This window comes from Methanoregula sp., assembly GCF_049690535.1.
Classification (GTDB): Archaea; Halobacteriota; Methanomicrobia; order Methanomicrobiales; family Methanospirillaceae; genus Methanoregula.
The window spans coordinates 1-19,043 of the sequence record NZ_JBAVMX010000065.1 but is presented as its reverse complement, the minus strand read 5'-3'; the positions used below and the strand labels follow the sequence as shown (position 1 = coordinate 19,043).

The window sequence follows — 19,043 nt, the reverse complement described above, 5'->3', positions numbered from 1 at the left end:
AAGATGACGGCGGCAGTGATCCACATTCCATCCGGGCCGATCAGGGTTATCAGCTGCTGGGGAGTGAACATCGATGCGAACTGGGTCTCGTTGAAGGCGGAACTGTTGTAATAGTCCACAAGCGGCTGGAGTTTGTCAAAGAGGAGTCCTTCCCAGATGAGGGCAAAAACGAAGAAGTCAAGGAAGGAGAGCACGACGCAGGTAACAAAAAATCCCAGCACTTCCCACGCGTGGCCGGCAACAACACCGATACTGCGCCGAAGGGAGGCAAAGACCCGGAGATCCTCAAAGACTGCTGCCGTATCGCAGAAGAATGTCAGGAACAACGTGGGGATCATAACAAAAACGGCAAGAATGCCCGTTCCTTCGTAATCCGTTGAACTCCCGGCCGAAATGATGGTCACCATCATGATCAGCGCAAAGACAAGCATGAGGATAAAGAGGATCACAAGCCAGGGGAGCAGCACCCGGAAATAGTAACCCGCCCCTTCGCGCACCATCGTACCAGCCCCGGTCTCGTTTTTCTTTACGAGACCAAAAGTACCGGCAACAAAGAGTACCATCACGAGGCCGGCGATAATGACAAGCCGGCTCGTAAAGAACGTGCCGACAAGGTTGAACAAAATCCAGAGCACCGCACCAAGCAGCCCGGCAACGATCCCCGGGATCCAGAGCACCGGTGTCTGTCCCACCACGCGGACAGCTTCCTGCAATTCCTTAAGAACCATGGTTATCTGACCCGGGGCATGGCCACAATTTCCCGCACCTGGAGATCAAAGAAACTTGCCGTGTAGGCCGGGCGGATCACGCAGACCGTATCTGCCCCGCTTGCTGTCCCACCGACTGCAATAACTTCTTCATCGATCCTGACCGCACCCTGGTCGGCGGCGATAAGCACGCACTCAACTGCCACCTTGAGGCCGACAGCGATCACGCGCCGCAGAGCTTCGGCGATTGCCTCGGTCCTGGACGCGCCGCCAACCTTCGGTGACTTTGAAAGGGCGCGTTCGAGACCGGAGAGAGCGTGGGTACCGGTCACGATCTTCACGCCTTCCTTCCGGAGTTCCTGTGCGGTCTCGTCCGAAAACTCCCACTCGCCGGGCTTTGAGAATCCCATAACATGGGTCACTACCACAAGGGAAAGGCCGGAACCTTTCATTGCGTCAAAAAAGACCCGCGCGGTCTCCCCGGAACTGCTCGCGACAATAATGGTCTTAAGATTGAGGTCCTTCGCCCTTTCAATGGCAAATCGCGCTGCATCCTTTGTGTTTACCGGGCCCGGTTTATCAAAATAATAACAGGTTTTTGCGATAAAGGTCATAAGTACCTTTTAATAAGCAGCCATGAAAAACTTTGTCAGATTCTATTCATACCAAAAGGCAGACATCCCAACAGATCCGGTGCAGCGATCCTGTTGAAAAGTAAAAAATCTTGAAACCTTGAGGAAATACGATGATCACCCTCGCGCTTGCAGGAAAACCAAACTGCGGAAAGTCGACCTTTTTCAAGGCGGCAACCATGGCGAACGCAGAGATCGCCAACTACCCATTTACGACCATCAATCCCAACTTTGGCGTCGCATACGTGCGGACGACCTGCCCCTGCCACGGCCTTGATCTTACCTGCGGCCACTGCGTGGACGGCGTCCGGTTTGTTGCCGTCAACCTCATTGATGTTGCGGGGCTTGTTCCCGATGCGCACAAGGGGAAGGGTCTCGGGAACCAGTTCCTTGACAACCTCCGGCAGGCCGATGCGATCCTGCATGTGATCGATGCGAGCGGCGGGACCGACAGCGAAGGAAACCCGGTAGGTGTCGGGAATCATGACCCGGAAGAGGATGTGAAGTTCCTTGGCTTTGAGATGACGATGTGGGTCTACGGTATCCTTGACAAGCACTGGTCCCGGCTCTCCCGCCAGGCATCGGTCAAGTCATTCTCCATCCACCAGGGAATCGCCGAGGTCTTCACGGGCCTCGGGATAACACCTGATGAAGTGCGTGAGCTGGAACTGCAGCTCAAACTCGATCTCGTCCATGCCCAGATGGAAGACCTTGTGCCGTTCTGTGCCGAGATAGTAAAGATCTCAAAGCCGATGCTTGTTGTCGGGAACAAGATCGATGAGACACCTGACGCACTGCGGGAGAAACTTGCCGCACAGAAGGTTGCATTTGTCAGCGCCGCATCGGAACTGGCACTGAGGAATGCGGCAGCGGCAAACGTGATAAAATACCTGCCGGGAGACAAACAGTTCTCGGTTACCGAAGGCGTCACGCTCTCAGCGCCCCAGAAAGCAGGTCTTGTAAAACTTGCAGAGGTCATGAAGAAGAACAACGGGACCGGTGTTCAGGACGCGGTCAACCGTGCGGTCTTCGAACTGCTCGACCGGATTGTCGTGTACCCGGTGGAAGACGAAAACAAGTTCTGCAACAAGCAGGGTGATGTACTACCGGATGCCTTCCTGATGAAACGTGGATCAACCCCCCATGATCTGGCGTTCCAGGTGCACACCGATATCGGGAAAGGATTCCTGTATGCCATCGATGCCCGCACCAAGATGCGGATCAAGGAAAACCACATCCTCAAGGACGGGGACATCATCAAAATCGTCAGTGCGGCGAAGTAGGCGGCGGCAGGCGGCAGTGTGTGACGGGTGTCATCCCGTTGTCAGACATCCGCGCCGCTCCTGCGCGAAATTTACCCTTTTTTTCACGATTTTGGCCCGAATCTGCCCCCGTTTACCACAAACCTTATAACATGACGCAGAGTATAGGGGAAATACCGATAGAACGGAGGTGAATCCATGGGTGGAGAGATATACCAGGCACAGGTGATCAGGAACTTCTTTGACACCATCACCGGTACAGACAGGAACCTGACACGCATCTACATGTGTGTCATGAGCCTTGCCAAGCTCCGCATGGAGACCCCGGAAAAGATGGCGTCCCTGCTCGACCAGCTCAAGAAGAGCAAGATCAAAAAGGAACTCTCGGTCGACCTCCTTGACTATGTCTGCGATGCAGCAAACGAACTCGAACTGGCAAGCGTCCAGACCGCGTTTGGCGTAAAGGATATCAAGGATGTGGCGCAGGATTTCAATGCGGTCAGCCTTGACAGCCTGTAACTTTTTTATTTAAAGGACTGATTTTAGAATTTTCCTCGTAGTGAACACGAGGCCGCTCAAACAATTTTCCACGGACAATTCTGAAGGAAAAAAGAGCCTGAATTGAAATAGAATTTTAAGAGAATGGGTGTCTTTCAAACCCCCATCACATTTTATGGAATCCCCAGCGCCCGCTTGTAAGTCCCAAGCATCGTAATGACATATGTCCGGTGTTCGTCCAGCGCCTGTTCATCATCAGGAGACGCGATCACTGCTACCGCATAGAGCAGGAGAAGGGCATTATCCAGTTCGAGCGTGTCGGGATCTTCAATACGATCCGTGGGCAGGTTCACGGCAAGGTACGCATGCTCGGCATCCGTGAAAGGGACCACGTGATCCGGCTCAACCTGCGCATTCTCACGTGCCTCCGCGTAGGATTGTATAATCGCAAGCGCTTTTTTGAGGGCCTCACTGCCGCCACCATCCGGTACCTGCAAAAGGGCAGTCGCGCATTCACGGAGGGTTTTTGGATACAACTCGAACTTGAATGAAAAAAATGCCGAGGCAATTACATGTGCAGTCTTTTCCGGAATCCGGCTAAAGACGGGTCTCATCCTTTCAATGTAAGCATTGAGAAATTTCTCCATGGATCTCTCCTTTTTAGGTCCGGTATGCGTCGGGCGCACCAGAGCACGCAAAGATGAATAGAGTACTTGGGCGGAAATCGGACATGAATATATCCATCCTGCACTCATGCAGCCGCACATGGATCTAACCCGGGGCATCACGGGTTTATATGAGAATAAACGACCAATATCCATCCACGAATTTATGGGCACTGTAATCTTTTCCGATGTACATGCCGATGCTGACGCTCTCGGCCTTGTAGCAGCGTATATCCGGGACCCGTCATTTCCGGAGCGCTTTGGCCCCATCGACACCCTTGTCAACCTCGGGGATCTCCTGCACCGGGGCAATTGTCCCGGCACCACTCTTGAGATCGTCCATGATCTGGCGGGGGAATTCCGGCTGGTGTCTGTCATCGGAAATCACGACCATGCATTCTTAAACGGAGTCCCGGTCTCCGGAAGCGACGAGACAAGTACCTTCCGGCACGAACAACTGCGCGGTTCCCCGCTCCTTGATATTTTTTCCGGCATGCCGATGGAATGGGTGGATCGCGGAATGCTCTTTGTCCATGGGGGACCACTCGATCTCGGTACCCAGACCCTCCGGCTCAAGTGCTGGCAGCGGTTGTCCCATACGGCAGGGGACTCATTCACGGGGTACCATTATACCGCACCGATGGCGTTTGACGCACTTGAAAAACGTGGCCTTTCCTACATGGTCTGCGGGCACCAGCATACCCATATCTGCTGCCGCAAAACCATGGACGGGATCAAAGAGCAGATGATCCGGTTCGTGCGCGAAAAGAACACCGTATTTCCTGAAGGGGAGATCGAGGTGGCACGCATTCCGCTGGATATGCCAACACTCTTCAGGCTTGGCGGGTGCCACGGGGAGATGCCGGAATTTGCCTATGCCGATGAAACATCCTTTACGTATATCCGGGTTGCAGGCAGGACCCGGTGCATGAGTACCCTGTGATCTCATGAAAGGTGCCGGTAAATCCGGCGCGGGCCGCATAAAATGGCCGAAAAACCGTTATTTTTGAATGTTTTTATGCTTTATCTGAAAATTTAACGATACTTTTAGGAATATGTTTATATACCGTTACCACAGAGTGGTAATTATGCCTCGTGCAGGCGAGGGGCGATCGATCCGGATTGATCCCGAGGTGTATGAGGCTTTGCTTGCGCTCAAGCGTGGCAACATGACCTTCAGCGATGTCATTGCACAGATGCTCCACGAAAGCTATGGCTGGTCGGATGCCTTCCCGCCCAGCCAGAGCGAACTGGGGGATTTTGTCGGGACGGAGACACCGGAATGAGTGAGACCATCGGGCATTCCTCTCATGAAGGGTGGACACCGGTCATGCATCCGTCATGTGTCAGCACAGCGGGCTGGCATATCAGTGACGACATAACACAGGAAAGATTAGCGCTGATCATCAAGACTATCGAAGACTTGTTCACATAAAAAAGTAAAAAAAACCATCGTAAAAGATCGTGCCGGTGTTTTACCCTCGCACCGGTTCGTTCACCTGGAATTGCACAGTCTCCCCTACAATATCTTTTAATTTTTTTACCAGTTCTTCCTGTAAGAGCGGGACCGTGGTCTGGAGTTTTGTTCTCCACTCGATAAGCTCCTTTTGTTCGTCCTCTTCGAAAAGACGCTTGCTTTTCAGCTGCTCGTTTTCACGTTCAAGTGATTTCATGCGTGAAAGCACCGGATGGGACAAAAGACATTCTTCTGATTCACGGCAGTGCTTCTCGAGCTCGCGGTACCGGGTACACAGTCCGCTCACTTCACCGGAGAATTTCCCGGTATCTGAAAAGATCGCACGTTCTTCCTTGTTTTTTAAGATGATATCGCCGTCATCGATCATTTTCTGTACCACCGGGCATGCCATATCCAGCGCACGGGCAACCGTTTCCGCAGCTGCAACCTCGTGATTGGACAGGATATCCATGGCTTCCTTGAGAACATGAACTTCCTTTGACAGGTGCTTACGGGTAGCGATCTTCTCAGCTTTTCGTAAGACATGGGAGGAGGTCATGGTAAGCGAGGCATAGTGCCGCATGAGATCGTCGCGCTGCCGGACCAGTTCCGCACACCGGTCACGCTCGGCATCAAGCGTCAGCAGTGCGGGATCGGCAGAGAGCCGGGCCATCTCCCCGGTAATTGCTTCGAGACGCTCACCGATCTCTGCAATGCGCGACCTGAGCCGTTCTTCCTTCCCGAACGATCGCTCCAGATCGGTACGGGCATCGCACAGCGCAGCATATGCCGTACGTGCGGCCCCGACCCGGGCTGTTTCTGCCTTGAACCGGCCAAGGGCTTTTGTCATCACGTTGATCTCCCTGCCGATAACATCGATGCCGGCCTTGGTCTCCTTCATCTCTTCGGGGAAAGCAACCATAAGGTAACGGCCCTGGCCGCGGACCGCGTTTAAGGCGCCTTTCACGCATTCAACTGCCGCGGTGTAGAACTCCTCCGGCTCATCGGGAAGTTCCTTTGCAAGCGAGAAGTTCATGGCCTTTAAGAAAAGGGGCAGGGAATTTTTTGCAATACTTTTGATCTTCGGGTGGGTCTCGGGATCCTGGTCTGCACCTTTGAGATTATTGACCATCAGCTGGAGGTTCGCGGTGGCGTTTCGTATGTTGTGGATCGGCTCCTGCACCTCAGCGCTGACAGCGTCACGCGCGGCTTTTTCCCGGTCATCGAGCCATAACGGGACTTCCTCAAATGTCAGGCTGACCTGTTTTTCAGGCGCAGAGCCAATGAGCGATTTTAAAAATTTCAGCATCGGACACTCCGGAACTACCGAATCATGGGGTAGCAGATATCATGATCATTTGTTCATGAACAAAGAAAGTGTTCTCGGTCACTGGTCGTCGCGTGCGATAGCCCGGAGCCGTTCCACCCCGTCAATCTCATGTATTACGGTCACGACCGCTGGCGGGACAAGATGTTCCCACGGTTTGTCGTTAAGCATGCGGCGTCGGATCTCGGTACCGCTGTGCCGGTCGCGCTCGTACATCGCTGGGGACTGCACCTCCACGCCGGCTTCAGAAAAAAGCCTGACGACCAGAGGGTTTGACGAGTAACAGGTATCAAACGGTGGCGTCATCGACCTGACATGCGCGGCCCAGAGCGCATTGCGCTGTACATCTTCGATCGGGATCACATAGTATGGGCACCGGAGGGACGTGAGCGCCCGGGTGATCATCAGCACGCGCTCACCGGCCGTATACGGGTTCTCTGTCGTATGGGAGAGCTGCGCGCTCCCGACACCGATGATGATCTCATCACACGTCCGTGCAAGCTCTTCAAGAACCGCCTGGTGCCCATTGTGGTAGGGCTGGAACCTGCCGACATAAAATCCGCGCTTCATTTTTTTTCTCCCGCATTGGCAACCCTTGCCGCAAAGGCGCCGGCCGTGAACCCTGCGTCGATGTTGACAACGGCAATGACCGAGCACGACTGGAGCATGCTCGCAAGCGCCGCACGCCCTTGTCCCATGTACCCGTAGCCGGTGCTGACAGGGACCCCGATTACCGGTTTGTCCACGAGACCGGCGACAACGGCCGGGAGCGTTCCTTCCCGGCCTGCACAGACAACAAAAACATCCGCGTCGAGCAAGGGCTTGAGCGCCGGGAACAACCGGTGGATGCCGGCCGCTCCCACATCGTACGCGGTCCGGACCGTGCAGCCCATCTCTTCAGCGATGATCTTTGCTTCCTCTGCGACACGGATATCCGATGTCCCGGCCGTGATGACCGCGACAATCCCACCGGTCGGTTCCGGTGCGGGCCCGGTCGAGAGGACAAGCACCTGCGCTGGAGTACGGTACTCTGCCGTGATCCCTTTTCCCGTACACCGTGCCTGCACCACAGACACCTGTTCGGGTGTTACGCGCGTGACGACACAGCGGCCGGCCGTCTCCGCATGTCGGACTGCAATTTCGGCAAGGTGATCCGGGTCTTTTCCTTCTGCAAGGACAACTTCCGGCATCCCGCACCGGACTGCGCGGCCGAGATCGAGGCAGGCAAAGTCCCCGACCCGTTCAAGGCGGAGTCCTTCTATCTCCTGTGCAGCTTCGTCGAGCGCGATCTCGCCGTTTCTGTACCGCTCAAGGAGGGCTGTAAGCACCGGGTTTGCATGCATAATGTGATAATACAGATATGGAGAGGCGTAGTATAAGTTAGTTCATTGCCATGTCGTACCTGATCTATATCGGATTTTTTGGCGCGGCTGCCACGATCTTTCTCTGGCTGCGTGATGCGCGGATTTTTTTCAGGACTGGTCTTTTTGGGTACCGTAAAGCAGCGTACTGGGGTGTACTGTACGGTGCCCTCGCTACGTTCGGCCTGCTCTGCACGATTGCAGGCGACATGTTCGAACTGCTGGGACTTGGCCTGATCCTCGCTGCACTGTACCTCCAGGGACGGATGACACGCGAGAAGATCTGGACGGGCAACGAGAGCGCACTCGATCGGACGCTGGGCAGCGCAAAACGCCCTGTATCGAACAAAAAATAATGGTTGAGGCAGGAAACACACAATAAGGATGTACCAGGCATGATCCAGAAACCACGAGGCACACGGGATTTTCTCCCCGATGAGATGGAAGCACGGCGCAGTACCGAAGCAAAGATGCACGAGGCAGTGCGCCGCTGGGGATACCGGGAAGTATGCACACCTGAATTCGAAGATCTCGAACTCTTCACGCTCAGGTCGGGCGAGGGGATCATGCAGGAGATGTACGTCTTTGAGGATAAGGGTGGCAGGAAAATGGCCCTGCGCCCGGAGATCACGGCAGCCGTGATCCGGATGTACATCAACGAGGCAAAGGTCGCGCCAAAACCCTTGCGCTGGTGCTACTTTGCCGACTGTTTCCGGTACGAGCGCCCGCAGAAAGGGCGGTACCGGCAGTTCTGGCAGTTCGGCGCGGAACTGATCGGAGCCGATACCGCGATTGCCGATGCAGAAGTGATCATGCTCGCCGCCGACGCGCTCAATGCGACAGGTGTCACATGGGACCTCAAGGTCGGCCACCTCGCGTTCATGAAAAATCTCCTCAAAGACCTCGAACCTTCTGCCCAGCGCCGGGTGATGGCGCATCTCGACAAGAAAGATTTCGAGGGTCTCAAGGCCACCCTTGCGGAGATGGGAAAAGCGGACCTCGGCGAGTCACTGACAGCACTTGTCGAGTGCCGTACGCTGCCCGAAGCATTCGAGATCGCCGGGACGATCCCGGAAAAAGAGCGTGTGGAGCAGATGACCGGCATCCTTGATGCATCAGGTGTCAATTATTCCCTCAACTTCGGGATCGCCCGGGGTCTCGATTACTATACCGGCATGGTCTTTGAAGGGTTTGCGCACAACCTTGGCGCGGAAAACCAGATCGTTGGCGGCGGGGCATACCGGCTTGCGCACCTGTTCGGCGGCGACGATGTCGCTTCAGCAGGTTTTGCGATCGGCTTTGACCGGGTAATGGTCTCTCTTGGCGATGTGCAGCCCAAAAAAGATACCATTGTGGGGATCGTGTGCACAAACGAGGGGCGCAGCTTCGCGCTCTCCGTGGCCCGGGCATTCAGGGCCGAAGGGATCCGGGCGGAGATGGATCTCATGGAGCGCGGGCTTGGGGCACAGATGGCACACGCAGCGAAGTCAGCGGACTTTGCAGTCGTGATCGGCGCACGGGAGGCCGGGGCCGGCCAGGTCACGCTCAAGGATCTTCACTCCGGCGAGCAGAAGACACTTGATCCGGCCGCGGCGATAGCCGAGGTGAAAGCGCATGGTGCTCGCTGAGGAACTCGCAAAGCAGCAGCGCAGTATCAGTGTCGCGGAGTTTTTCGAGAAGAACAAACACCTGCTGGGATTTGACTCCCCGACCCGGGGGGTCATTACCACCATAAAGGAAGCAGTCGATAACGCACTCGACGCCTGCGAGGAAGCGCAGGTGCTTCCCGATATTTACATCAGCATCAAAAAAACCGGCCCCGAGATATTCCGGATCATTGTCGAGGATAACGGCCCCGGCATCGTTCCCGCGCAGGTCCCGTTTGTCTTTGGGAAACTGCTGTATGGCTCACGGTTCCACCAGATCCGGCAGACCCGGGGCCAGCAGGGCATCGGGATCTCGGCGGCCGTGCTCTACGCGCAGCTGACGAGCGGCATTCCCACGGTCGTCATCTCGCGCACCGGGGCAAAGGAACCGGCGCACAAGTTCGAAATCCAGATAAAAATAGAGACAAACGAGCCCGACATCATCTCGCAGCAGTCATTCGAGTGGGACCGGATCCATGGCACCCGGGTCCAGATCGAGTTCAAGAGCACGATGTCAGCGAAAAAGAAGCTGCTCGAATACCTCAAGTACACTTCAGTCGTAAATCCCCACGCACGCTTCCGGGTGGAACTGGACGACGAGTCGTTCACGTTTGAGAGGGTGAGCCAGGAAGTGATTGCCTGCCCGGTAGCGATCCAGCCCCACCCGCACGGGATCGAGTTCGGGCAGCTCAAACGGATGGCCGCAGCAAGCGATGAGAAACTGATCGATTTTCTGGTAAACGGTTTCTCACGGGTCGGGAAAAAGACCGCACTGGAGATGTGCGATATATCCGGCCTTAAGCAGACTGCAAAAGTAAAAGCGCTCTCAGCGGAGGAACAGAAAAACCTGCTCGCCGCGATGCAATCAGTCGCCGTGCCCGCTCCGCCGACCACCCAGTGCCTCTCGCCCATTGGGGAAGACCTGATCCGGCGCGGGCTTGACAAGGAGTTCCAGATGGATTTTGTCGCGGCCCGCACGCGCCCGAGCTCGGTCTACTCAGGCCACCCGTTCGTGGTCGAAGCGGCGATAGGCTACGGGGGCAGGCTCGCGCCTGAGGGCAACGCAACGATCCTCAGGTTTGCAAACCGTGTCCCGCTCATGTACCAGCAGGGCGCCTGCGCGGTCACCGAGTGCGTTGCAAATGTCAACTGGAAGTCGTACAATATCTCACAGCAGGGTCTTCCTCTGGGGCCGGTCCTGATCCTCGTCCATGTGGCATCTACCAATGTGCCCTTCACGAGCGAGAGCAAGGACGCGATTGCGAGCATACCGGAGATCGAAAAGGAGATCGTGCTTGCCCTGCAGGAACTCGGCCGGGAACTTAAGACGTTCCTTTCGCGCAGGGACCGGAACAAGCTCGCAGAGGACCGGGCCCGGGCGGTCTGCGCAGTCATCCCGGAGATCGCGATAAAGGTGAGCGAGATCGTGGAAAAACCGGTCGTCGACACGACCCCCATAGAGGGGCGATTGATGCGCAAGCTGATCGCAAAGAAATGGACCCGGGACGGGAAGGTCACGATCGAGGCGAACAACTACACCGGGAGCGATGTCGAGATCTCGGTCTATGACATCTCTGCGGACAACGCAGCCGATGCCGATGTACCGTCCGCGTTCTCGACCGAGATGGACGGGCAGTTCACGAAAGTCTGGAAGATGGCGATCAAAAAACAGACGGTCTGGCGCGTCTCGTATACCGGCAAGGGCGGAGGCATGCTCGATATCCGGGGAATAGAGGACAACAAGATGATGGTGGTGGATCTCGATGTCTAAAGAGGAACTCGATGCACGGTCGATGAAGGCGCTCATGGCAATTGCATCTGCCTGGTACGACCAGATGAAGGCCGGGGATATCCCATCTATCTCGCTTCCAACCCGGACAAAATACAACATCGAGTACGACGATGCAAGCGAGGTCTGGAAATACGGGGACAAGGAGAGCCTGCGCACTGCAGCGACCGCAAAGAGCGCAACGCACCTGTTGAAGATGGCCTATGTGATCGGTTTTGTCAAACAGCAGCTCATCGAGAACCGGTCCTCAACACTCAGGGAAATGTATTACATCTCTGAGGGCTGGAAGCGTGCGAAGTTCGGCGCGCAGGACGAGAGCAACTTCCTCGTTGAAGATCTCGAGATCATCTCCGATGTTCCACGCGAAGGATTTCATCTCCGACCTGAAGAAAACGGGGCAAGCATCTATGGCCCGATGCGGATCCGGGAGCCAACACGACGCGGCCTCAAGCTGATCCACTGCCAGGATGACGTGGGGTCTGCCGGGTATTCCATCCCGAACAACGTTGAGAACCTTGAGCTGGTCGATCACGATGCGAAATTTGTCATCGCCATGGAAACTGGTGGTATGTATGACCGGCTGATCGAAAACGGGTTTGACGAGGAGCACAACGCGATCCTCCTCCACCTCAAGGGCCAGCCGGCCCGGTCGACACGCAGGCTGCTCAACCGGATAAGCCAGACCTGGAACCTGCCGATCCTCGTCTTTACCGATGGCGACCCGTGGTCGTACCGGATCTACGCGTCCGTTGCATACGGTGCGATCAAGAGTGCGCATATGTCAGAACTGCTCGCGACGCCAAAAGCGCAGTTCCTCGGGTTGCAGCCCAGCGATATCCGGGATTACAACCTGCCATCCGATAAGTTGTCGGATAAGGATGTTGAAGCATTAAATGCTGAACTGACAGATCCCCGGTTTGCGACTGAGTACTGGAGAAAGCAGATCAATCTGCAGCTCGAACTGGGATTGAAATCAGAACAGCAGGCGTTTGCGGCCCGGGGGCTGGACTTTGTCACGAAGAAGTATTTACCGGCCCGGTTATCCGAGATGGGTGTGATCTAGGAGTCTCATGAGCATCGGTGTGTGCTACCCGGATAAATATGCCGTTTGAGGAAACATTCCAGCTTCTCAAGGTACCTTGGGAGTGGTGCGAGCCGGGCCCTGCCGCCATACGACGTCGAGATTGCACACAGGGCCAATGAATCGAGATTCCCGGGAAACCTTATCGATCCTATTGCCAATAATATTTTAAAAAAAATGGTGGATTGGCTTGCCGATCTTAACAGTTAACAACAAAAGTACTGAAAACTAATAAAATTAAAACAGAGACAGGTGAAGAGTATCGGTCAGGACACAATCCATAAATTCATGGGAGATACCCACGATAAGACGTTGTTAGTCATTACCCCGGACTTTCCTGACGAGAAAAACAGGTATATCGGATCAATCTATGTAAAAGATCAGATCCAATATCTCAAATCCTTTTTCAAAAAAATTATTGTTATCTGTCCTGTGCTTGTTTCATTTAAAATCATGCCAAATGACCGGTACTGTGCGGATTACCGGTATGATAATGTATCCGTATATTATCCCCGGTGTTTCTTTATTCCGAGGAAAGTCCCCTTGATGAGATACAGGAGAAAACTGGATTTTGATTTCCGTTTCAGTGCAGTCATGAAATGTATCCAGAAGCATGAGATCGGTTTTGATCTGATCCATGCCCACTTCACGCTGCCTTCAGCACATTGCGCGAATTTACTCAAAGAAAAATACCACGTTCCCTATGTAATCACTGCAAACGAAGATTCCGGATGGCTTCAGGAAGAGATCGATCTCGCAGATCCGAGGATTGAGAATGCGTGGATTCATGCAGACCAGATCATGACTATCAACAGAAAAGAGATCCCAAAACTGGAACAATACAACCCTCGCACGATATCAGTCCCGTACGGATTTGTTCAGAAATATTCCCCACTTGACATGCATGCATGCAGGGATGTTCTGAATGTACCGCAGGATGCAAAAATTGTATTTACATTTGGAATTCTGCAGAAAAGGAAAGGGCTGGAATATCTCATTAAGGCAATGGACATTATCAGGAAAACAAGAACCGATGTTCAGTGTTACATCGGGGGAAAAGCCGAATACGAAAAATCGTATGAGACGTTTATCAAAAAAATGGTGACTGAATTAAACATTGAAGACAGGGTCCATTTCCTCGGATTTATGAATGCACCCGATATTCCTGCCTGGATAAATGCATGCGACCTCTTTGTGCTCCCAAGCCTGGAAGAAGGTTTTGGTATTGCCCAGATTGAGGCGCTGGCCTGCGGAAAACCGGTGATTGCCACAAAGAACAGTGGGAGCATGGATATCCTTACGGATCCTGACGTCGGGATACTGTGTGAACGGGCTGACCCGGCTGATTTCGCCCGTGGCATCCTGCTCGGACTCACCCGCAGCTGGGATCCAGATAAGATCGTTAAATTCTCCGGAAAATACCGGGGAGAAAACGTGGCGCAGATTATACTATCGGTATACCAAGACGTCCTCTCAATAGAAAACCTCTCAAAAAAAGACCACCAGATGATTGTCGGGTACCGGCCATAGTTACGCGTTATCTGGAACGAATGGGTACCACACGTATAAGATCCGTACAGAATTCTCCGGCCCCGTCTCGCATAACCGGCCGGTGACGTGTGCATACAACACAATTCATACGAGGGCCCGATACTCTTTTCCATGAGTGTATGCCAGGGATAGAACCGGATCCAGAATGGGCCGAATGTCAGAGGATTATTATGAGTTTTGTTAGTGACAAAAATGCTGCACCCTTATTACTCCGCTGGTTATGATCATATGAACGGTAACGAACGCGGGCGTATCTGAATGAGAAATGAATATATGGCGATGTTCAAGGTCCGGGTAAATGATAAAGCGATAGAGAACAAATTTTCCCTTGAATCATGAAATCCATACTGATTACCGGAATAAGTGGGTTTGTGGGAGGTCACTTTACCCGGTATTTACTGAATACTAAAACAGGGTATGATATTCATGGCGTAAGCCGGTCAGAGCCAACATGGGATTTTATCGGGGATAAGGAGACAACGCTGCGTTCAATAACATTTCACAAGTGTGATCTGCTTGACGCGGCAAAAATTCATACTGTCATCCAGGATATACAACCAGATTACATCCTTCACCTCGCATCTTTTAGTTCCGTTGCCCAGAGCTGGACTGCGCCACTCACATCATTTCTCAATAATACCAATGCGTTTCTTAATATCGTGGAGGCCGTGCGCCTGCAGGGCTTTACGACAAGGATTTTATCGGTCGGCTCTTCTGAAGAATATGGTATCGTACCGGAACGTGACCTTCCCCTGATTGAAAAGAGAGCCATTGTCCCTGAGAATCCTTATGCTGTTGCACGGGTCTCTGAGGAATACCTGGCGCAGGTCTATGTGAAAGGGTATAATCTTGATATCTGCTGTACGCGTTCCTTTAACCATATCGGGCCCGGGCAAAGTGATACGTTTGTCGTGAGTTCCATTGCCAGACAATTTGCCGAAATTGCGATTCATCACAAAAAACCGGTGATTAAAATCGGGGATGGATCCATTGTCCGCGATTTTGTCGATATTGATGATGTAATCCGGGCATATGATACGATCCTGACAAAAGGAGTTTCTGGAGAGGTGTACAATGTGTGTAGCGGGAAAGGGCATTCCATCCTGGATATTGTGCAATGTCTTTCCGGACTGACACAGACACCGGTAACCGTGGAGCAGGATACCGCCCTTATCAGGCCGGTTGACAATCCGGTACTTGTCGGAAGTTATGACAAACTTCATCGTGCGACGGGCTGGACGCCGGGGAATTCTCTTGAAAACAGCCTGGAGAAAATGTACGGTTACTGGCACAACAAATTGTGATGGAATTATAGAGTATTATCAAGACACTACGGTCACAAGCGGCTGATACCCCACCTCTTTTTTCGACGGGGTCTGCTGTTGGTTATAGGTTAAAAATCTCCACGTCCCGGGATTTTTGCCCGGATTGTATGGTGCGACTTCGAATCTGTACTGTCATGCATAATTGCATTCAGTAAACGTGCCAATTCGGCGGATTTCGCATGAGATATCTTTCTTGATTTCACCCACACAGGGGAGCCCAGAAATGTCGTGAAGGTATCCAGGAAATACCGGGGCGATAACGTTGCGCAGATTATACGTTCAGTACACCATGAGATTCTCTCACGGAAAAACAGGAAATTTGAATCAGGACAGAAGCCGTCCATATACGTCGAGGTGCTGGCGTGCAATGGGCCCGGGCAGATATGCTGCTGCCATCTCGTTGCCGGTTTTTGCGATTCTCTGTCGCCTCCCGGGTTCTGTCAGCAGGGATATGATGCACTGCGCCATCTGCTGATCGTTTCCACAATCGACCAGGAGCCCATTGACATCATCCTGGATCATATCAGGAATGCCCCCGGCCCGGGTCGCAATTACCGGGGTACCTGTGGCCATCGCTTCAAGGATAACTATTCCCTGGGATTCCTCATAGGAAGGCAGGGCAAAAATATCCGCCTCTGCATACTCCTGCATCAGGTTTTGATCAGAGAGACTACCCAGAAACCGGATATTTGATTCAAGCCCCAGGGATCGTATGAGACTGACCAGGGTGTGATAATGGATCATTTTCCGGATACCACCGACAATGTGAAGTTCGACATCCGGGATGATTGGTTTTACCTGCGCAATGGCTTTGATAAGGATATCCAGCCCTTTGCGTTCTTCAATGCCTCCGACAAACAGGAGCCGGTGGGAGATCTCCTTCTTATGCACGTCGAAAAATTTTTTCTCCACCGGATTGAAAATGACGGAAATATCAGCCCGGGTCTGTCCCTGGATCATGCGTTTCACGTACGGTGAAACTGCAATGATGGTACGGGCCCGTAATAGAACAAAACGCTCCACCCGGCGTCCGGTTACCCGGTGGTAGGTTCCTTTTATTCCGGTCCAGTGTTTTGATTCCTCCCGTGTGACGCCATGCACGGTAATAACCGATTTTTCAGGATTCCACTGGATAACAGGAGCAGCATAATCCTTTCCGGTTCCATGAGCGTGAACAAGGTCAGGCTTAACCTGGCGGATCTCCCTGTGGATCAGAAATGTAGTGAGCTGCTGCGGTATCAGGATTGGCATATTTTTTATCGGAAACGCGATGGTATGGATGACCAGGTTGTCCTCTTTACTCACAAAGGATTTTTTTGCAAGCCTGTTCAACGTGCAGACATGGAACTCATAATCAGGCCCGAGATTTTTTAGTTCCTGCACGGTTGAATATACTGACCGGGAGACTCCCCCATAAAACGGCTCATCGGGGGTCTGATAGTCACCACAGATCAGAATCTTTTTTGGCAAGGTCATACTCTTCCCTTCACAGTTATGAACTGTTTTATTTGATTGTATTCATTATAATGATAGACCATATATGATGACACCTCGCGTCTCGATTCTTCTACCGACATATAACCGTGCCGAGATCCTGCCGTCATGTATCGAATCGGTGATTGGGCAGGATTTTACGGATTGGGAACTGATCATCATGGATGATTGCTCGGATGATCGCACCCAAGAGGTTGTGAAGAATTATATCGGGAAGGATCCCCGGGTGTCCTGCCATCGGAATCCTCAGCGAAAAGGAACTCCTGCGAACAGGAATGAAGGGATTGCTAAATCACACGGCGATTTGATCTTTTTCATCGAAGATGATTTGACACTCGATTTATCATGTCTCCGCATACTGGTCGAGACCTATGATTTACTCAACCACCAAAGGAAGGTTGGCGGTGTGATGCCACGGCTTATTGAGGATAAGCCGGCTTTGGATCAGAAGGATTGCAAAGAGCCTATGATATTCAACCACTTCACCGGTGAGGTTTTTTCCCATTATTCAATTACCTGTGACCGGGTTATTGAGACCATATCCATGCATGCCTGTTCGCTCTATCCAAAATCCGTTCTGGAAGAGGTCGGGGGATATTCGATCCGGTACATTGGCAATTATTTTCGCGAGGAAACGGATCTTGACTTCAGGATCCTGAAAAGAGGTTACAAATTTTATTTTACTTCTGCAGCATTCGGATACCATAAGCCAATTCCCCGGGGTTCATGGAAACAGAACTCCTACATGAAACTGACGTATTATATAATCCGTAATCATTGCATGTTTGTGATACGGATTTTTGGAGTCCGGGCTTTGTATATGATTCCATTTTATTGTTTGAGTGTTGTTTATAAAGGATTACAGGCTCGTATAAAATAATACGATTCCTTTAAGCCCCAAATTTTTAGACATACGACACCAATGAGTGTATAATATGTCCGGTATTTCAAAAGTCAGTACGATTACTGCCTGCTATCATAAAGGTAAATATTTACCTGAATTCCTCAAGGAGTTACCGCACCAGACTTACTTTCCCGATCTCGAAATTGTTTTTGACCATAATGAACCGACAACCGAAGAACTTTCATTGATTGATACTTTCCAGAAGAACTATCCCGGACATATTCACCACATTATCACAAATCCTGTACAACCCCTCGGGGTTTCATGGAACCGGTGCCTGCGGGAGTCGTCAGGGGAATACCTGACCATATGGAATATCGATGATCTCAGGTCACCCCCCTCGATAGAGATCCAGGCGCACTTCCTCGATGACAACCCCACCATTGATATCGTCGGGGGAAATTTTTATATTGTACCCTCATTCCCCTCAAAACTCGGAACATTCATCGATGAAGCCAGATACCCTGTTGAAGAAATGACAAAAAGCATGAAATTGGGCCCGTTTTTCATGTTCCGGAAGAAACTGTGCGAGAAAGCGGGCTATTTTGACGAACAGTTCCGGTGCGCCAACGATTTTGATCTGGCGATGCGCCTGGTACACCATGGAAATGCGCATATCCTGAAAGACAATCTCGGCTATTTCCTCAACGAGGGCGCCGGTGCAAGTACGAAAAAAGGATCCCTTTGCCCGGTTGAAAAGACGGTCATTGAATTGCGGTACGGGATCTACGACAGGATTGATTATCAGTTTTTACCAAAGGCGCTGAAATACAATATTTACAACATCAGGGCGGGAGATGACTGGATCCCGGTAAGCGATTATATCCCGGATTACGAGAATCTGCTGGAAACGAACTTTGAGAAAGTATCCACCAGACGATTTTTTATGCAGTTTGGGACGGATATCTATCGAAAACTGAGGGAATTGCTGAAAAAGAATGGGTAATACACCATAGACTCAAAGTCGGTCAATAAGTATTTTAATTTCAGTCTGGCAGATTATTTGTTCTTCTTTACAACTTCCACATACGGGTCCATATATTATCCTGCACCTTTTCCGGATTCAGACTTCTCAATTACATTCCTTCCCGCACCAGAACCAGGGTAAGGTAATATCAGGCAAAAGACTGGCACCCGGCGAGAGGGGCATGAATCGCATACTTACAGATTACTTTGCTACATACTCCCGAATAAACATTCGTCATGTAAATACGTGATATTCCGGAAAATGTCCGACCCGGTTGCTGAGAATTTTAAAAAAAAGCGGCCTCCCCCGGCTCGTGAACCGGCCCAACCCACGAATAATCATCATAATATTCGTCGGCGGATATGCGACCCCTGCACC

The 19,043-nt window shown here is 52.2% G+C and carries 19 protein-coding genes; 12 read left to right on the top strand and 7 right to left on the bottom strand.

Annotated elements, in window-relative coordinates; translation table 11 throughout:
- On the bottom strand, positions 1-728 hold a 728-nt coding region (locus tag WCE46_RS05005), incomplete at its 3' end, for a hypothetical protein (protein WP_424732603.1).
- 2 nt (positions 729-730) lie between these two features.
- Positions 731-1,321 carry a pyruvate kinase alpha/beta domain-containing protein gene (locus tag WCE46_RS05000; RefSeq protein WP_424732602.1) on the bottom strand — a complete coding sequence of 197 codons (591 nt, stop codon included), beginning with the start codon at positions 1,319-1,321 and terminating at the stop codon, positions 731-733.
- Positions 1,322-1,452: 131 nt separating this feature from the next.
- Here WCE46_RS05000 and WCE46_RS04995 point away from each other — a divergent pair, with 131 nt between their 5' ends.
- Entirely contained in the window at positions 1,453-2,622 is a 1,170-nt protein-coding gene (locus tag WCE46_RS04995) for a redox-regulated ATPase YchF (protein WP_424732601.1), read from the top strand.
- 177 nt (positions 2,623-2,799) lie between these two features.
- Entirely contained in the window at positions 2,800-3,120 is a 321-nt protein-coding gene (locus WCE46_RS04990; RefSeq protein ID WP_424732600.1) for a hypothetical protein, read from the top strand.
- A gap of 152 nt (positions 3,121-3,272) precedes the next feature.
- On the opposite strand, the gene WCE46_RS04985 is transcribed toward WCE46_RS04990, so the two are convergent.
- Positions 3,273-3,746 carry a hypothetical protein gene (locus tag WCE46_RS04985; RefSeq protein ID WP_424732599.1) on the bottom strand — a complete coding sequence of 158 codons (474 nt, stop codon included), beginning with the start codon at positions 3,744-3,746 and terminating at the stop codon, positions 3,273-3,275.
- A gap of 184 nt (positions 3,747-3,930) precedes the next feature.
- Here WCE46_RS04985 and WCE46_RS04980 point away from each other — a divergent pair, with 184 nt between their 5' ends.
- Positions 3,931-4,707 (top strand): metallophosphoesterase family protein, encoded by a 777-nt coding sequence (locus WCE46_RS04980; RefSeq protein ID WP_424732598.1) that lies wholly within the window; start codon positions 3,931-3,933, stop codon positions 4,705-4,707.
- A 145-nt stretch (positions 4,708-4,852) separates the two neighbouring features.
- The gene (locus WCE46_RS04975; RefSeq protein ID WP_424732597.1) at positions 4,853-5,050 is read left to right on the top strand and encodes an antitoxin VapB family protein; all 198 of its coding nucleotides are present in this window, start codon (positions 4,853-4,855) and stop codon (positions 5,048-5,050) included.
- Between the two features lie 189 nt (positions 5,051-5,239).
- Here WCE46_RS04975 and WCE46_RS04970 read toward each other — a convergent pair whose 3' ends face one another.
- The 3 genes from WCE46_RS04970 to larB form a co-directional block, all read right to left on the bottom strand.
- A complete protein-coding gene (locus WCE46_RS04970; protein WP_424732596.1) occupies positions 5,240-6,529 on the bottom strand; it encodes a hypothetical protein in 1,290 nt (429 codons plus the stop codon).
- A 78-nt stretch (positions 6,530-6,607) separates the two neighbouring features.
- Complete coding sequence (locus WCE46_RS04965; RefSeq protein ID WP_424732595.1) at positions 6,608-7,117, bottom strand: nicotinamide-nucleotide adenylyltransferase; 510 nt, start codon at positions 7,115-7,117, stop codon at positions 6,608-6,610.
- Positions 7,114-7,890, bottom strand: coding sequence for a nickel pincer cofactor biosynthesis protein LarB (gene larB / locus WCE46_RS04960; protein ID WP_424732594.1), 777 nt, complete (start codon positions 7,888-7,890; stop codon positions 7,114-7,116). Before larB ends, WCE46_RS04965 begins: the two co-directional genes overlap by 4 nt.
- 50 nt (positions 7,891-7,940) lie before the next feature.
- Between larB and WCE46_RS04955 the strand changes: the two genes are divergently transcribed.
- From WCE46_RS04955 to WCE46_RS04930, 6 genes are all read left to right on the top strand, one after another.
- The gene (locus WCE46_RS04955) at positions 7,941-8,264 is read left to right on the top strand and encodes an ABC transporter permease (RefSeq protein WP_424732593.1); all 324 of its coding nucleotides are present in this window, start codon (positions 7,941-7,943) and stop codon (positions 8,262-8,264) included.
- Positions 8,265-8,303: 39 nt separating this feature from the next.
- Positions 8,304-9,536: a histidine--tRNA ligase gene (gene hisS, locus WCE46_RS04950; RefSeq protein ID WP_424732592.1), complete on the top strand. Its 1,233-nt coding sequence runs from the start codon at positions 8,304-8,306 to the stop codon at positions 9,534-9,536.
- The gene (locus tag WCE46_RS04945; protein WP_424732591.1) at positions 9,523-11,325 is read left to right on the top strand and encodes a DNA topoisomerase VI subunit B; all 1,803 of its coding nucleotides are present in this window, start codon (positions 9,523-9,525) and stop codon (positions 11,323-11,325) included. Before hisS ends, WCE46_RS04945 begins: the two co-directional genes overlap by 14 nt.
- Positions 11,318-12,406, top strand: a complete 1,089-nt coding sequence (locus tag WCE46_RS04940; protein ID WP_424732590.1) for a DNA topoisomerase IV subunit A — start codon at positions 11,318-11,320, stop codon at positions 12,404-12,406. Before WCE46_RS04945 ends, WCE46_RS04940 begins: the two co-directional genes overlap by 8 nt.
- Before the next feature lie 612 nt (positions 12,407-13,018).
- Positions 13,019-13,954, top strand: a complete 936-nt coding sequence (locus tag WCE46_RS04935; protein ID WP_424732589.1) for a glycosyltransferase — start codon at positions 13,019-13,021, stop codon at positions 13,952-13,954.
- 356 nt (positions 13,955-14,310) lie between these two features.
- Entirely contained in the window at positions 14,311-15,279 is a 969-nt protein-coding gene (locus tag WCE46_RS04930; RefSeq protein ID WP_424732588.1) for a GDP-mannose 4,6-dehydratase, read from the top strand.
- A 345-nt stretch (positions 15,280-15,624) separates the two neighbouring features.
- Here WCE46_RS04930 and WCE46_RS04925 read toward each other — a convergent pair whose 3' ends face one another.
- Positions 15,625-16,776, bottom strand: a complete 1,152-nt coding sequence (locus WCE46_RS04925) for a glycosyltransferase family 4 protein (RefSeq protein WP_424732587.1) — start codon at positions 16,774-16,776, stop codon at positions 15,625-15,627.
- Between the two features lie 64 nt (positions 16,777-16,840).
- Here WCE46_RS04925 and WCE46_RS04920 point away from each other — a divergent pair, with 64 nt between their 5' ends.
- Positions 16,841-17,674 carry a glycosyltransferase family 2 protein gene (locus tag WCE46_RS04920; RefSeq protein WP_424732586.1) on the top strand — a complete coding sequence of 278 codons (834 nt, stop codon included), beginning with the start codon at positions 16,841-16,843 and terminating at the stop codon, positions 17,672-17,674.
- Positions 17,675-17,729: 55 nt separating this feature from the next.
- Complete coding sequence (locus WCE46_RS04915) at positions 17,730-18,644, top strand: glycosyltransferase (protein ID WP_424732585.1); 915 nt, start codon at positions 17,730-17,732, stop codon at positions 18,642-18,644.
- The last annotated feature ends 399 nt before the right edge of the window (positions 18,645-19,043 follow it).

Bases quoted from the DNA above. Each gene is read 5' to 3' on its own strand.
- WCE46_RS04975 (WP_424732597.1), top strand. From the start codon at position 4,853: ATGCCTCGTGCAGGCGAGGGGCGATCGATCCGGATTGATCCCGAGGTG.
- WCE46_RS04995 (WP_424732601.1), top strand. From the start codon at position 1,453: ATGATCACCCTCGCGCTTGCAGGAAAACCAAACTGCGGAAAGTCGACC.
- WCE46_RS04965 (WP_424732595.1), bottom strand. From the start codon at position 7,117: ATGAAGCGCGGATTTTATGTCGGCAGGTTCCAGCCCTACCACAATGGG.
- WCE46_RS04940 (WP_424732590.1), top strand. From the start codon at position 11,318: ATGTCTAAAGAGGAACTCGATGCACGGTCGATGAAGGCGCTCATGGCA.
- WCE46_RS05000 (WP_424732602.1), bottom strand. From the start codon at position 1,321: ATGACCTTTATCGCAAAAACCTGTTATTATTTTGATAAACCGGGCCCG.
- WCE46_RS04990 (WP_424732600.1), top strand. From the start codon at position 2,800: ATGGGTGGAGAGATATACCAGGCACAGGTGATCAGGAACTTCTTTGAC.
- WCE46_RS04970 (WP_424732596.1), bottom strand. From the start codon at position 6,529: ATGCTGAAATTTTTAAAATCGCTCATTGGCTCTGCGCCTGAAAAACAG.
- WCE46_RS04935 (WP_424732589.1), top strand. From the start codon at position 13,019: ATGAAATGTATCCAGAAGCATGAGATCGGTTTTGATCTGATCCATGCC.
- WCE46_RS04925 (WP_424732587.1), bottom strand. From the start codon at position 16,776: ATGACCTTGCCAAAAAAGATTCTGATCTGTGGTGACTATCAGACCCCC.
- hisS (WP_424732592.1), top strand. From the start codon at position 8,304: ATGATCCAGAAACCACGAGGCACACGGGATTTTCTCCCCGATGAGATG.
- WCE46_RS04985 (WP_424732599.1), bottom strand. From the start codon at position 3,746: ATGGAGAAATTTCTCAATGCTTACATTGAAAGGATGAGACCCGTCTTT.
- WCE46_RS04930 (WP_424732588.1), top strand. From the start codon at position 14,311: ATGAAATCCATACTGATTACCGGAATAAGTGGGTTTGTGGGAGGTCAC.
- WCE46_RS04955 (WP_424732593.1), top strand. From the start codon at position 7,941: ATGTCGTACCTGATCTATATCGGATTTTTTGGCGCGGCTGCCACGATC.
- larB (WP_424732594.1), bottom strand. From the start codon at position 7,890: ATGCATGCAAACCCGGTGCTTACAGCCCTCCTTGAGCGGTACAGAAAC.
- WCE46_RS04980 (WP_424732598.1), top strand. From the start codon at position 3,931: ATGGGCACTGTAATCTTTTCCGATGTACATGCCGATGCTGACGCTCTC.
- WCE46_RS04920 (WP_424732586.1), top strand. From the start codon at position 16,841: ATGATGACACCTCGCGTCTCGATTCTTCTACCGACATATAACCGTGCC.
- WCE46_RS04915 (WP_424732585.1), top strand. From the start codon at position 17,730: ATGTCCGGTATTTCAAAAGTCAGTACGATTACTGCCTGCTATCATAAA.
- WCE46_RS04945 (WP_424732591.1), top strand. From the start codon at position 9,523: ATGGTGCTCGCTGAGGAACTCGCAAAGCAGCAGCGCAGTATCAGTGTC.